The sequence below is a fragment of the Treponema sp. genome (genome assembly GCF_017430385.1).
GTDB lineage: Bacteria > Spirochaetota > Spirochaetia > Treponematales > Treponemataceae > Treponema_D.
The window spans coordinates 1-13100 of the sequence record NZ_JAFRNB010000012.1 but is presented as its reverse complement, the minus strand read 5'-3'; the positions used below and the strand labels follow the sequence as shown (position 1 = coordinate 13100).

General features: G+C 46.0%; 13 protein-coding genes, 1 tRNA gene and 1 other RNA gene. 1 reads left to right on the top strand and 14 read right to left on the bottom strand.

All coding sequences use genetic code 11. The features are described from left to right. Positions 1-9: 9 nt before the first annotated feature. The 10 genes from yqeK to IJJ71_RS00800 form a co-directional block, all read right to left on the bottom strand. A complete protein-coding gene (gene yqeK, locus IJJ71_RS00845) occupies positions 10-600 on the bottom strand; it encodes a bis(5'-nucleosyl)-tetraphosphatase (symmetrical) YqeK (RefSeq protein WP_296844756.1) in 591 nt (196 codons plus the stop codon). Then, positions 590-1237, bottom strand: a complete 648-nt coding sequence (gene nadD, locus IJJ71_RS00840; RefSeq protein WP_296844755.1) for a nicotinate (nicotinamide) nucleotide adenylyltransferase — start codon at positions 1235-1237, stop codon at positions 590-592. Before nadD ends, yqeK begins: the two co-directional genes overlap by 11 nt. Further along, positions 1234-2364 (bottom strand): GTPase ObgE, encoded by a 1131-nt coding sequence (gene obgE, locus IJJ71_RS00835; protein ID WP_296844753.1) that lies wholly within the window; start codon positions 2362-2364, stop codon positions 1234-1236. The genes nadD and obgE overlap by 4 nt, the downstream gene beginning before the upstream one ends. 217 nt (positions 2365-2581) lie before the next feature. After that, positions 2582-2839: a 50S ribosomal protein L27 gene (rpmA, locus tag IJJ71_RS00830; protein ID WP_296844752.1), complete on the bottom strand. Its 258-nt coding sequence runs from the start codon at positions 2837-2839 to the stop codon at positions 2582-2584. A gap of 1 nt (position 2840) precedes the next feature. Beyond that, positions 2841-3173: a ribosomal-processing cysteine protease Prp gene (locus tag IJJ71_RS00825; protein ID WP_296844751.1), complete on the bottom strand. Its 333-nt coding sequence runs from the start codon at positions 3171-3173 to the stop codon at positions 2841-2843. A gap of 6 nt (positions 3174-3179) precedes the next feature. Then, positions 3180-3491: a 50S ribosomal protein L21 gene (gene rplU, locus IJJ71_RS00820; RefSeq protein ID WP_296844750.1), complete on the bottom strand. Its 312-nt coding sequence runs from the start codon at positions 3489-3491 to the stop codon at positions 3180-3182. Positions 3492-3774: 283 nt separating this feature from the next. After that, positions 3775-5283 (bottom strand): Do family serine endopeptidase, encoded by a 1509-nt coding sequence (locus IJJ71_RS00815; protein ID WP_296844749.1) that lies wholly within the window; start codon positions 5281-5283, stop codon positions 3775-3777. Positions 5284-5492: 209 nt separating this feature from the next. Next, positions 5493-6257, bottom strand: coding sequence for a type I methionyl aminopeptidase (gene map, locus IJJ71_RS00810; protein ID WP_296844748.1), 765 nt, complete (start codon positions 6255-6257; stop codon positions 5493-5495). Between the two features lie 25 nt (positions 6258-6282). Beyond that, a complete protein-coding gene (locus tag IJJ71_RS00805) occupies positions 6283-7044 on the bottom strand; it encodes a J domain-containing protein (protein WP_296844747.1) in 762 nt (253 codons plus the stop codon). Positions 7045-7104: 60 nt separating this feature from the next. After that, a complete protein-coding gene (locus IJJ71_RS00800) occupies positions 7105-9012 on the bottom strand; it encodes a ribonuclease catalytic domain-containing protein (RefSeq protein WP_296844746.1) in 1908 nt (635 codons plus the stop codon). Between the two features lie 372 nt (positions 9013-9384). Between IJJ71_RS00800 and IJJ71_RS00795 the strand changes: the two genes are divergently transcribed. Next, positions 9385-10206 (top strand): Rpn family recombination-promoting nuclease/putative transposase, encoded by an 822-nt coding sequence (locus tag IJJ71_RS00795; protein WP_296844745.1) that lies wholly within the window; start codon positions 9385-9387, stop codon positions 10204-10206. A 263-nt stretch (positions 10207-10469) separates the two neighbouring features. Here the strand turns inward: IJJ71_RS00795 and IJJ71_RS00790 are convergent, their stop codons facing one another. The 4 genes from IJJ71_RS00790 to ssrA form a co-directional block, all read right to left on the bottom strand. Next, positions 10470-11588 carry an ABC transporter ATP-binding protein gene (locus tag IJJ71_RS00790; protein ID WP_296844744.1) on the bottom strand — a complete coding sequence of 373 codons (1119 nt, stop codon included), beginning with the start codon at positions 11586-11588 and terminating at the stop codon, positions 10470-10472. Between the two features lie 142 nt (positions 11589-11730). Next, positions 11731-12543 (bottom strand): DUF554 domain-containing protein, encoded by an 813-nt coding sequence (locus IJJ71_RS00785; RefSeq protein WP_296844743.1) that lies wholly within the window; start codon positions 12541-12543, stop codon positions 11731-11733. Positions 12544-12777: 234 nt separating this feature from the next. Next, positions 12778-12859 (bottom strand) — tRNA-Leu (locus IJJ71_RS00780). A 151-nt stretch (positions 12860-13010) separates the two neighbouring features. Continuing rightward, positions 13011-13100: a transfer-messenger RNA gene (gene ssrA / locus IJJ71_RS00775) on the bottom strand; the annotation flags it as partial.

Genomic DNA, 13100 nt, shown 5'->3' with positions numbered 1-13100 from the left:
TTATTTATGCTAATTTGAGTAATTTGCTCCTGCCTCCTTCAAAAGTTTTTCCCGTAATGCGAGAGATTCTGGGGCTACAGTTTTGCCTCGCTTTTCAAGATATTCAATATTCTCTTCAAGAACCGCAAGAACAATTCCGTGGCAAGAAAGAGACATGAGATTCGCGCGATATTCGTCTGTTGACTGAGGTCGGCCAGGCTCAATTTTGTCCGCAACAAAAAGCAAAAGTGCAAAATCACAAGAATCAACTGAACCGAAAGTGTGATTCGCAATCGCATCGATAATCTCAGGGTCAGTCACGCCGAACATCTCTTGAATCCGTACTGCCGCGGCTCGTCCATGAAGCAAGAAAGGCATTTCACGCTCCATTTTTGTGATTTCCCGGCCGTCTTTTCCGGCAAGCTCAAAAAGCTCCTCATCGCTGACATCCTTGCACATATCATGGGCGATTCCTGCAAGCCAGCCTTTTTCTTCGCTAAGACCGTAATTTTTGCACAAATCAGCAAGCATTTTGGCAGTGCGCTCGGAATGCTCAAAACGGCTTTCCTTTACGACGCTTTTTGTATATTCAGAAATTTTTTCGTACAATTCACTTTGCATAAAGATTCCTTTCTATAATATATTCAAAAACTCGCTCGCTTACAAGATAACGCCATGCGCCGCCCTCAGCGATTTTCTGCCGGATTTCTGATGAAGAAAGCTCAATCCGCGGATTTTCGACAATTTTATGCGGAAAAGGAAAATTCTCTCGGTTTACGCCTGTCATTGGATTCTTTCCGTATTTTGCAGTAGGAGAATTCTGAAATTCAGCCTTTAAATCTGAATCTTTTGGCCGAACAGCAAGAATTAAATCGGATTTTTGGGCAAGTTCTTCAGCCTTATACCATTTGTCGTAATCAGCGATTAAATCCTCGCCCATGACAAGCCCGATTTTTCCAGTGAGAACCGACGCATATTTTTGCTCAAGGAAGCAGACTGTGTCGAAAGTGTACGAAACCCCGCCCCGCTCTATCTCGCACGGCTCAGCCACAAAACGATCGTCGCCAAGAACGGCAAGACGAGTCATTTCAAGGCGGTCGCTTGCCGCAACTTCACAAGAAAGCTCCTTGTGAGGCGGATTTGCCGTGGGAACGAAGAGAATTTTATCGTAACCAAGATTTTTGCAAACCGAATCAGCGAGAATTAAATGCCCGACATGAATCGGATTGAAACTGCCTCCGAGCATCGCGATTTTCACGAATCATACTCCGACTTTTCTGAACCAGGCAACTGCTCTTCCATAAATTCATCTACAGAGCGAGACTCCATGAATGAAGAAGCCTTTGCCTTTGCCTCGGTCTTTTTTTCTTTCCATGATGAAAGTTCACCGACAAGGCCAAGAATTGCGATTCGGACATCATTCAAGCCCTTGTGGCTAGCAACCGAAACAGGAATAACTTTTGTCTCAGGCTCCGTCTTTTTGATTTCCTCAGCGATTTTGGCAGCATTCTCGCTGACCCCCTCAATATCGATTTTGTTACAAAGAACGATATGAGGCTTAGCAAGCAAATCTTTTGAGAAGCCCTCAAGCTCATCACAGAGGGTTTTATACGCCGTAAGACAGGTTTCGTCAGAGCAGTCAATCATAAACAAAAGGCCTGCTGTGCGCGAAATATGCTTTAAGAAGCGGATTCCCAATCCCGCACCTTCGCTCGCACCCTCAATGATTCCCGGAATATCAGCAATGATAACATCCTGCTCGCTGTCCGCGCGCAAAACGCCGAGGTTCGGGATTTTTGTAGTGAACGGATAAGGTGCGATTTTTGGCCTCGCGTTAGTGAAAGCGTCAAGCAAAGAAGATTTACCTGCGTTCGGGAAACCGACCAAGCCGACATCAGCCATAATGCTCATCTCAAGGAGTAATTTTCGGTATTCACCAGGCTGACCTTTGTTCGCCGTTCGCGGAGCCTGATTTGTCGAAGACTTAAAGTGAACGTTTCCCCAGCCGCCGTTACCGCCTTTGAGGAAAACGAACTGCTCGTCCTCGCTTTCAGTAGTGAATTCCTTGATAAGTTCTTTTGTCTCGGCATCACGGATTGCTGTTCCAGGCGGAACTGCGATTACGATATCCTCGCCGTCCTTGCCGTATTTGTTCCAGCCCATGCCGTCGCCGCCGTTCTTGGCTTTAAAGAAGCGTTTGAAACGGATATTTGCGAGAGTCTTTACATTTCGCTTTACACAGAAAATGACATCGCCGCCCTTGCCGCCGTCACCACCGTTCGGGCCGCCCATCGGAACATACTTTTCGCGACGGAAAGACACGCATCCGTTTCCGCCCTTGCCGGATGTCACTTCGATTATTGCTTCATCAGCAAATTGTTTCATTTTAAATTCCTCACAGATAGAGAGCGTTAAAAAATTGCATTGCAATTTTAGCGATTCTCCGAAGCAACTGTGTTGCGCAGGTTTTAAAAGCACACAGAGAGCATTAAAAACTTCCCACTCTGACATTTCTCCGTGCCCTCTGTGTCCTCAGTGAGAAATTATAAAAAAACCCGGAGACAGAAAACTGAATCCGGGCTTTCATCAATTAGGTCAAAACTTATGCCTGAACAGGAACTACAGATGCGTATTTTCTGTTCATGCGCTCGTGGAATTTGACGTTTCCGTCTGCTGTTGCAAACAAACTGTCGTCTCCAGCCAATTTAACATTGTCACCTGGCCAGATTTTTGTTCCACGCTGTTTAACGATGATTGAGCCTGCGGTTACGAATTCTCCGCCGTAAGCTTTAACACCCAAGTATTTAGGATTTGACTGACGGCCGTTTTTTGCGCCGCTACCACCTTTACTTCGTCCCATTTTATTCCTCCATAAGAATTACATTCTCAGGAAATTCTTTTGTAAGAGCCTTGATTCCAGTTCTTAAAAAATCTCCGATACATTTAAGCTGGGCTTCCGTTTCCGGACTCTCAGTTTTCGCCTCAACGCTAAAGGAAAGAGTCCCGCGCGCAGAAGCATCAGCAATCAATAAAACATTTTCTGTATGTGAAAGAACCTGCATTGCCGTGCGGATAAGTATTGTTATTGCCGCACAAACTATGTCCGTTCCCTTCTTAGAAAAATCAGCGTGCCCGTTAGCTTGACATTTTTTTATCGCGCCGTTTTTGCCATAAGAAAGTGCTACGACAGTCATTCTTTATTAGAGAGTGATGTCCTTAACACGAATGTTTGTGTATTCCTGTCTGTGACCGATCAAGCGGTGATAGTCTTTCTTGCTCTTGTATTTGAAAACAAGAACTTTCTTGTCGCGGAAGCTGTTCTCAACAACTGCGCTGACTTTTGCGCCTTTAACGAACGGTGTTCCGACAGAAATTTTGTCGCCGTCGCTAACCAAAAGAACTGAGTCGATGTCAATTTTTGCACCGTCTTCAGCATCGATTTTATCGACCTGAATGAGAGCATCTTTCTCAGCCTTGTACTGTTTGCCTTTGTATTCAAAAAGTGCGTACATGTAAAACCTCTTAATCGCCGCAAAGTGTAACGGAACTCTAACGACTAAAAATTAAAATATAAGTACAAGATTATATCAAATTTTAGGAAATATGGTCAATATAAAGAAATAGCATTTTTTAACAGGAATTGAAGGAAGCAAGCCTGCCTCCATGTCCTCAACACCCGCCAAAGCAAAAAAGCCAGCAGGCCGAAGCCCGCTGGCATACAAGTGCAATAGAAGAGGCTGAGGGAAAAAGGAGGAAAGGAGCGTCCGCAGGGGACAAAACCTCAGCCAGCTTCATTTAGTTCAATTTGTATTTTCCTGTGGAAATCGTGTGTCCGTCGTTGTAGACATCGAACCAGATTTCCTTGTTGCGGCTCAAATCAAGAGCCTCGTAGAATTCCTTGAGGTTAGTAACTTTCTTGTCGTTTACAGCAGTGATGATGTCGCCGTTCTGGATACGGAGGGCCGCAGCCGGAGACTTTTCAAGAACGTTTGTTACGGCAACACCCTTAACCTTGTCGTCAACCTTAAGGCTCTCACGAAGTTTTTTGTTAAGAGGTGATGCGATGAATCCTGGCCAAAGTTTTGAATTGTCATTTGAAACGGTTTCTGTTCGTTCCTCAATCATAACGCTGAGGGTAATTTTATTTCCGCCGCGAATCACAACGAACTCAGCTTTTTTGTCAGCAGGAAGATATGCGACCTCACGGATAAGCTCGCTCTGGCTGTTCACATTTTTTCCGTTAATCTGGATGATGTAGTCGCCGGCCTGCATTCCGCCTTTTGCGGCAGGAGAATTCATGAAGACCTGAGAAGCGAATGCACCTTTCTGACCTTTTACGCCAAGTTCTTTCTTATATTCATCAGTGACATCGACAAGAGAAATGCCGAGCCAACCGTAAGTGATTTTTCCCTTTGAAATGAAATCATCGATTGCTTTTTTGACAGAATTGATTGGAAGTGCGAATCCCAAGCCAACGCTTCCGCCTGAACCAGAGGCAATCCAAGTATTGATTCCGATTACCTCGCCATAGATATTTACGAGAGGACCACCGGAGTTACCCTGGTTGATTGCGGCATCAGTCTGAATAAAGTCGTTCATGTTACCAATCTGATCTCCGCTTCGGCCTGTCGCACTGACAATACCCTGTGTGACAGACTGACGGTAGCCCAAAGGAGCACCCATTGCCAGACAGATGTCGCCGGTCTGAACCTTGTCACTGTCGCCAAGAGAAGCAACTATGATATTCTCAGCATCTTTTGCATCGAATGAAACAAGCGCAATATCCTGCCTTGCATCAGCACCGACCAATTTGCCTTCAAATTCCTGACCGTCGTTGAGCTTTACGGTGATGTTGGTTGCCTTGCCTGCGACATGATTGTTCGTGAGGACATAAACAGTGTCGCCAGTACGCTTTACGATTACGCCTGAACCAAGGCCTTTCTGCTCATACTCACGCTTTTTGTTTCGTGAATCCTGCTCCCACTCGCCGTTAGGATTGCCGAAGAAGAAGTCGAACGGCCATCCCTCAAAAGGATTCATTGTCTGGACTTCTTTTTTTTCTGTGACATCAATTTCAACTACAGAAGGAAGGACACCAGATGAAATTGAACGGAAAGAATTCTGCAAAGCCTCGATGACCTTGAGAGATTCGCTTGGAATTGTTACGGCAGGTTTTGAAGTGTCGGCAAAAGCCGTGGCCGCGCTGCCCTGAACCTGCACACGAGTGCATGAAAGAGAAACGGCGGCAAATGCAAAGGCACAAGCCGCTGTTCCTGCCAAGAGTCGTTTAGTAATTTTTTTCATATTTTTGCCTCCGAAAAGGATTGTTGTTTTAGTAAAATCCTATGATTTTCGATTTCTAATAATAAAATCCCGGAAACAAAAATTAGTTACAGAAAAAGTTGTTATAAATCGGTGTTCCCCATGCTTCGCATGGGTCGCTATGTCCGCCCTTCGCTAACGCTCATACCGTCGCTCGCTGCGCTCACTCAGGTACTTCGGGGCTACCAGCGCTAACACACCAGATCATCGCAGGCTGTAAGCACTTCCGTGTGGTCAGGGAAGACCGCAACCGTATGCTCCTCGTGGCGGCTCCATTTTCCGTCTGCTGTAAGAACTGTCCAGCCGTCGCTCGCAAGGTCAACATCACCTGTACCGAGGTTAATCATCGGCTCAATCGCAAGAACCATGCCTGACTGAATGCGAGGGTTCGGGCCACCTTCCGGAAGGTTCGGAACGCTTGGATCCTCGTGGACATCAAGGCCGACACCGTGACCGCAATATTCCCAGACGACACCGAAACCGTATCGATCATGAGCGACATCATAGACAGCCTTTGAGATGTCGCGGATTCTGTTTCCTGCGACACAAGCCGCGATTCCTGCAGTAAGGCTTTCGCGCGTCGCCTTTACGAGCCGGCGGATTTCAGGCTTTACATTGCCGACCATGACAGTGTGGGTCGAATCAGAAATATAGCCGTCCAAATCAATTCCGATATCAAGCGAAACGATGTCGCCGTCGTGTATAATGCGTTTTCGTGAAGGAATTCCGTGAATTACCTCATTATTGATGCTGATGCAGGCAGCCCCAGGAAAATCCTCTTTGTACCATGCAGGTTTTCCACCAACGCCCTTGATGAATTTTTTGACCAAATCATCGACTTCTTTTGTGCTCATTCCAGGATGAACCTGCGGAACAACTTCGCGGAACAAATCCGCCAGAGCATGACAAGACTGCCTGATTCCTTCAATCTCCTTCTCATTCTTCAATCGAATCATCTATATTTCTCCTTGACATTTTCTTCTATTTTACAAGCCTTAACGCTTCTTCCTCGCAGATTCTTGCCGTGGCATCATCGCCAAGCCGTCTGTATGCCGCGGCCATTTTTCGCAAGAAATTCGCATCGTTGCTTTTTCCGAAGCCCAGTTCCAGCGCACGCTCCCAGCAATCAAGCGCAAGCTCATCGGGAATTTTGCCCTCAAGATGATTTTTGAGCACATTCGCGGCAAGCTCCATCACCTCCGGGAAGAACAGGCGGAAATACTGATAGCTGTACTCCATGCGGATAATCTGCTCAAGAAGAATGAACGCGTCGTAATATTCCTGCCGCAGCACAAGCTCCTCGCAGAGAATGAAACCGTAGTCCATGAAATTCTCGCGCGTAAACCATTTTGCAAGGCGAAATCCGGCGTGATTCATGCTCATCCGCTTGAATTCGGCAACAGCATCATCCTCACGGTCGTGCATCAAATCGAAGAAAATCAGTTTGGAACGGCTTTCCTCGTCATTGCGCTTTAAAAGCCATTCACGATAATCAAAAGAATTAACCGAGCGGCCGCCATGAGCTGAATGTGAGCGCGTGAAATAAGATTCATCAAAAAGTGAACGCTGCTTGACATCGGACAAAATCTCATAAGCCTTTACGAGCTGGCGAAATTCTTCGGTCGTCGCCGAATTCTGAGAAGCATCGGGATGTAAAAGTTTGGCCTTCTGACGATAAGCGCGCTTGATTTCTGCCGCAGTGGCATCGCGCCGCACACCAAGAATCTTATAACAATCTTCCAAAGCGAGTATATAATAGAATATTTTGCGTTTTTGTACAAATGGAAAGTTTTACGCCGGTTTTTACCCCACCGTGAACACGACTTCAAGGTTCGGGAGATCAATTTTTCCGACTTTTAGCGTGACTTTTCCGTTCAAATCGACCGGACCCTCGCCACCAATCGTGGTTTCCATGCCGAGCTGGGTGATGAAATACAAGGCACGCCCCGACTGCTTGTCAACGCAGATTGCCTCGCCCTGCCATTCCGGGTGCTGCAGAAGATAAACGAGCGTCCAGTGGGTGCGGCTGTTTCGCTCAGCTTTTTTACTTGCCTGCATCGCCGCGTCCCCCTCACTCATCCGCATGAGCATCGTGTCCTTGTCAATCAGTTTTTCGCCCTTTAAAAAAGCACGGAGCTGCTCATGACCAAGCAAATCACCGTAACGGCGAAGCGGAGAAGTCACCTGAGAATACATTCCCACGCCCAAGCCTGCATGACTTGCAGGAGTGACATTCACATTTCGTTTTCGCATACATTTTCTGAGACGGAACTGCCCGGCAAGTCCTTCAGGAATGTCGCTTGGAATTTCCGGAACATCCTGAGAGATGAACGGGAACGGAATATTATTCTTGAACGCAAACTTCGCGGCTCCCTCGCCCGCAAGAACCATCGCCTCACGCACGACATCGCCACTCTCATAACGAGGAACTTCCTCAAAAGCAACATCCTTTGTTTCCGGATTAACCGTGATATGAACTTCGGGAATAGAAATGTTAACAGCACCAGCCTTGCATCGTCTCGCAAAATTACGGCGCGCAATATCAAAAAGCGGCTTAAGCTCAGAGGTCTCTTTTAGCTCGTCGGCCTTTTCGTAAGTAAGCCGCTTAACATCGACAATCGTTCGCAAAACCTCGCAGTCCTCAAGCTCACCGTTCTCACCAAGCTTAATCTTAAAGCTCAAGGCACGGCTTTCCTCACGCAAGCCCAGAGCATAATCCTCAAGGCAATCCTCGCTCAACATTCGGGCCGCACCTTCAGGAAGATAGAGAGTAGCACCACGACCACGGGCAACCTTGTCAATTTCAGAATCAGGAGTCACGAATGAAGCCGGGTCTGCGATATGAACCCAAAGATATTCACCGTCAAAGGCAATCGCATCATCTGGATCAGTTGACCATTCGCTATCAATCGCATAAGAAACGCCAGGAACACGGACACGCTCTTCATCAGGCGGAACTCCAAGCGAGACAGTCGCACTTTTTGCGCTCAAGCCAAGCCGTACAGGGTAAGGATTTCGCGTGATATCCCAAATTTTTGTGTCCAAAAGGAGCTTATGGGCTTTTTCTGGAGTTTCCTTGAAGCCCGCGTCCTTCATCGTCTTGCTTTTATCGGTAGTGCCAAGAGCAAGGGCCTCGATATCGCCCATGTATTTTGAATCTTCCGGGAGAAGATTTTTAGCCTTAAGCCGCTCAATAAATGCAGCACGCAGTTCTTCGGCATGTTCCTTTTCAAAAGCCTTGTTTTTAAGCTCAGTAATTTTTTCATGGGAACGAGGAACAAAGAAAACCTGATTGTCACGAAGAATTTCTTCAAATTCAAAAGAAGATTTTAGGGCACTGTAAATTCCCCAGGATTCGTTCGCCTTAAGCTCACCACGCAAAAGTTCCGCAATATAAGAAAAACTCTGCTCGGTTGTGGCAGTCTCATCATCGCTCAGCAAAAGCTCATGGATTTCAGCAATCTGAGCCAAAACCTCGCTCCCCTCTGCACAGGCACTTTCCGCAAAATCAAGAACGGCGTCAATAGAAGAAGCCTCGCCCTCGCACAAGAGAACAACATCCTTCTCACGCACTTTCTGGCTGGCATACACGGCCTTTTTGCCCGTTGCTGTGGCACGAGACACGCACCAGTTCACAAGATATTTATCGCCATCCCGCTCACCGACGAGAGCTGGGGAAGATTTATAGATTACTACGGAAGATTTTTTCATGAGGAGAGTATAGCACAAAACCGGGGAATTGTCAGTCCAAGGAAGGAGAATAAGACACAAGGAAGGGGGAAGTCTCCCCTAGGGAGCCGGTCGCCGTAGGCGAAGAAACTCACGAGGTGAGTTTCTAGGCGAGTCTCGGTGAAGGCTATGCCTGAACCGTGCGTCGCTACCACTTCGTTGTGCCCTACCCTCTCTGCGGGGCAAAATCTACTTGCTGTTTTGCCCCGCAACGACCCAAGCCCCAAAAAATATTTTTTGCACTTTTCCGACCAGTTTTAATTTGCGTTGCCAAAACCGCAAATTTTTTGCCTATATATATGTGTCAGAAAGCAGGGCTGTTTTCTGAATAAATTAGTATATGGGAGTTACAAAATGCAGAAAACAGAAAAACCAATGACACTGGAAGAAAAGTGGAATTCGCTCACACTGGCGAACAATTTTATCTTTTGTAAAGTGATGGAGACAAACCCGGAACTTTGCAAGCATCTTCTGGAAATCTTATTGCATATCGAGATTGATCACCTGGAGCCACCTCAAACAGAACGAACCATGCAAGAAGGGCTTGACTCCAAGAGTGTTCGATTCGATGTCTATACGAAGGATTCCAGCCGAATTTTCGATCTCGAAATGCAGACTGTAAGGAAAGAAAATCTTCACAAACGGTCAAGATACTATCAGAGCATAATTGACATGGACAATCTGAATGTTGGAATAGACTACGATGAACTGAAAGACACTTACATCATCTTCATCTGTCTGAACGACATTTTTGGGAAAGGTCTTCCCCTCTACTCTTTCGAGAATGTCTGTATAGAAAACAAAGATATAAAATTAAACGACAGAGCTTACAAACTCTTTTTTAACGCCTCTATGTGTGATAAACTAAAATCCGAGGATGAGAAACTTTTCTTCAAGTATCTGCGTGGGGAAGAGGCAGATGACGAATTTACACGCACACTGAATGAAAAAGTCGCACTCGCGAAAAAGAATTCATTTTGGAGAAAGCAATATATGACCTGGGAACAGACGATTAAAGAAGAGCGAAAAGAAGCCTATAAAGAAGCTTATGAGGAAGCATCTCTGAAAACTTGCATTACAAATGCGAAAAAACTACTTTCACTGAACAAACTTTCCGCTGAAGAAATCGCACAATGCTGTAACCTGTCTTTGGAACAAGTGCTCTCACTCAAATAAGAAGTTAAAACAATTTAGCCGGAATTAAGCCTGCGACAAGCAAAAAAAATCCCCTACAAAGAACTTGCAGGGGATTGAATTAGAAATTTTTGGCTCGCTTCCGCGGAAAAATCACAGATTTTTCCGAGACTCGCCTACAAACTCACCTCGTGAGTTTGTTCGCTATCGCAACCGGCTCCCTAACTCGTCCGAAGCACAGCTTCGGACGAGACTCACTAAAATCGCACGAGGTGCGATTTTACGACGCTACGCGTCGCCGTTCGCTACCACTTTTTCTCGATCTCTGGTTCACAGATGTTGATTTCTGTTTCGAGGTCGAAGAATTTTGCGCGAGACATATCTGGTGCGAAGTTGATTGTGTCGCCGAGCTGAACAACAACTTCTGGAGAAACTTTTGCTACGATGTTTGCGTCCTTAACCTGAACGAATACATGTGTCTCAGCACCAAGAGGCTCTTTGTTTGTAACTTTAACCTGCATGTTGTTCTCAGCGGCAGGAACTGCCTGATACTGCAAGTCCTCTGGGCGGATACCGAATGTAACTTCTTTTCCGACATAAGCCTTGAGGTGTTTCTGCTGATCCTCTGTTGGGATAAGAGTGAATGAACCTTCGTTTGCAACGACTTTTCCGTCTTTTTCCTCAATCTTGAGTTTGAAGAAGTTCATTGGAGGTGTACCGATGAAGCCTGCGACGAATTTGTTGATTGGGTGGTTGTACAAGTACAATGGCTCACCAATCTGCTGAATTCGTTTTTCAGACATAACGACGATTTTTGTACCCATAGTCATAGCTTCAACCTGATCATGAGTTACATAAATCATTGTTGCCTGCAAGCGGTGGTGAAGAGAAGAAATCTCACCACGCATTGTAACGCGGAGTTTTGCGTCGAGGTTAGAAAGAGGCTCGTCGAACAAGAATACTTTTGGAGAACGAACGATCGCTCGTCCTACAGCAACACGCTGTCGCTGACCACCAGAAAGTGCCTTCGGTTTGCGGTCGAGGTACTGAGTGAGGTCGAGCATTTTTGCAGCCTCTTCGACTTTGCGCTGAATTTCGATTTTTGGCTCTTTGCGGATTTTGAGACCGAATGCCATGTTGTCAAATACGGTCATGTGTGGGTAAAGAGCGTAGTTCTGGAATACCATTGCGATATTGCGGTCTTTTGGCGGAACATCATTCATGAGCTCGCCGTCGATAAGAAGCTCACCGTCAGTGATATCTTCGAGACCAGCAACCATGCGGAGAGTTGTTGACTTACCGCAGCCAGATGGACCTACAAATACACAGAATTCGCGGTCTTCGATTGTTACATTTGACTTCTCAACAGCCAAAACATTGCCGTCGTAAACTTTTGTAACGCCTTTAAGTTCTACTTTTGCCATTTTTTCCTCCTGTGGCATAAAGGGATTATAATTATGATTCCATTCTAAACGACAACAGAGAGGAAATCAAGCAGAAATTTTGTTTTTTATATTAAAAATCAAGTAGTTTTTTGGAGAATTCCGAAGAAATCAAACAAGAATTTTATATATGGAAGATTTCTTTTACCACCGGCTCAGCCAGCACAAAAACCACGCTGAAAAGCACAGCCGGAAGGTAATTCGCGGTCTTCACTTTTTTTAAGCCCATGAGATTTATACCAATCAGGATAATCAACGCCCCGCCACTTCCAGTCAGTTCCGCCAGCATCTGTTCGCTGACATAAGGCGCAATCAGAACCGAAAGCAAAGTGAGCGCGCCCTGATAAACAAAAATCGAAATCACCGAGAAAGCCGTGCCCACGCCCATCGCAACCGCAAAACCAATCGAAATAAAACCGTCAAGAATCGATTTGAGGAATATAATAGAATAATCATGCTCAATTCCGGCCTTAAAGCTGCCTACAATGGCCATCGCACCCACACAAAAAAGCACAGAAGCGTTCAAAAAAGCATAGGCGAAGTTTTTTTGAGGCCTGCCTGATGAAAAAGATTCAGACTCAGAAGGGGAAAGCCTTCCCCTCGCTCCAACCGCATCCGCGTTTTCCGCTACCCTTTCTGCGGGAGTACCCGCAACACCCCGTTTCTGTACAAACACTCGTTCAAGAAACTTCCCAAATTTCAGGATATTTCCATCGATGTCGAGAAGCGTTCCTACGATTCCGCCAAGAATCAGCGCGAGCGCGAGGTAAACGACATTCTGATATTTGAATGACATCTGAACGCCCATTACGAACGAAACCAAACCACAGGCAAGTTGGATTGAATCAGTAACTTTCTGCGGGATTTTCTTTGCGAACAAAAGCCCAACGACACAGCCAAACAAAATCGTGGCACAATTAACAAATACGGCAATCATTTTTAACTCCAAAGAAAGAAGTGCAAGTTGTGCTCCCAGCAAGAACCGCCCCTGCAACTCGTGCGGAGAACCTGACTTGAACATAGGGAGGCGGTTGAAGCTTTGCTTCAACAAAACGCGAAAGCGTTTTGAGCCGAGTCTCGCCTGAAGATATGCTTCAGGCGGCACAGCTTGCGCCACTAGCACCTCAAGGTATAAAAAAAGAGCTTCCATTAAGGAAGCTCTTTTCGTTCGTGCGGAGAACCTGACTTGAACAGGCACAGCTTGCGCCACTAGCACCTCAAGCTAGCGTGTCTACCAATTCCACCATCCCCGCAACTGATGTATCATATAATATAGAAATCGCTAAAAAGTGTCAATAGAAAATACAAAAAAAAATTATTTTTTTTTCATTTTTTTGAGGATTTATTACAAACCCTCAAAACGGCGAAGTCAAGGTTTTAAGCGTGAGCGTGCCTTGACTCGACGTATGGAGGTGGGGGGAATTGAACCCCCGTCCGAAAAAGTAAACCAAGCACATCTACAGGTTTAGTCATGCGAGGTAATTGTCGGGTTTC

What these genes read in the sequence shown, in the direction of transcription:
- yqeK (WP_296844756.1), bottom strand. Translation starts at nt 600, where the DNA reads ATGCAAAGTGAATTGTACGAAAAAATTTCTGAATATACAAAAAGCGTC.
- rpmA (WP_296844752.1), bottom strand. Translation starts at nt 2,839, where the DNA reads ATGGGACGAAGTAAAGGTGGTAGCGGCGCAAAAAACGGCCGTCAGTCA.
- IJJ71_RS00790 (WP_296844744.1), bottom strand. Translation starts at nt 11,588, where the DNA reads ATGGCAAAAGTAGAACTTAAAGGCGTTACAAAAGTTTACGACGGCAAT.
- IJJ71_RS00795 (WP_296844745.1), top strand. Translation starts at nt 9,385, where the DNA reads ATGCAGAAAACAGAAAAACCAATGACACTGGAAGAAAAGTGGAATTCG.
- map (WP_296844748.1), bottom strand. Translation starts at nt 6,257, where the DNA reads ATGATTCGATTGAAGAATGAGAAGGAGATTGAAGGAATCAGGCAGTCT.
- IJJ71_RS00800 (WP_296844746.1), bottom strand. Translation starts at nt 9,012, where the DNA reads ATGAAAAAATCTTCCGTAGTAATCTATAAATCTTCCCCAGCTCTCGTC.
- IJJ71_RS00815 (WP_296844749.1), bottom strand. Translation starts at nt 5,283, where the DNA reads ATGAAAAAAATTACTAAACGACTCTTGGCAGGAACAGCGGCTTGTGCC.
- rplU (WP_296844750.1), bottom strand. Translation starts at nt 3,491, where the DNA reads ATGTACGCACTTTTTGAATACAAAGGCAAACAGTACAAGGCTGAGAAA.
- IJJ71_RS00785 (WP_296844743.1), bottom strand. Translation starts at nt 12,543, where the DNA reads ATGATTGCCGTATTTGTTAATTGTGCCACGATTTTGTTTGGCTGTGTC.
- IJJ71_RS00825 (WP_296844751.1), bottom strand. Translation starts at nt 3,173, where the DNA reads ATGACTGTCGTAGCACTTTCTTATGGCAAAAACGGCGCGATAAAAAAA.
- obgE (WP_296844753.1), bottom strand. Translation starts at nt 2,364, where the DNA reads ATGAAACAATTTGCTGATGAAGCAATAATCGAAGTGACATCCGGCAAG.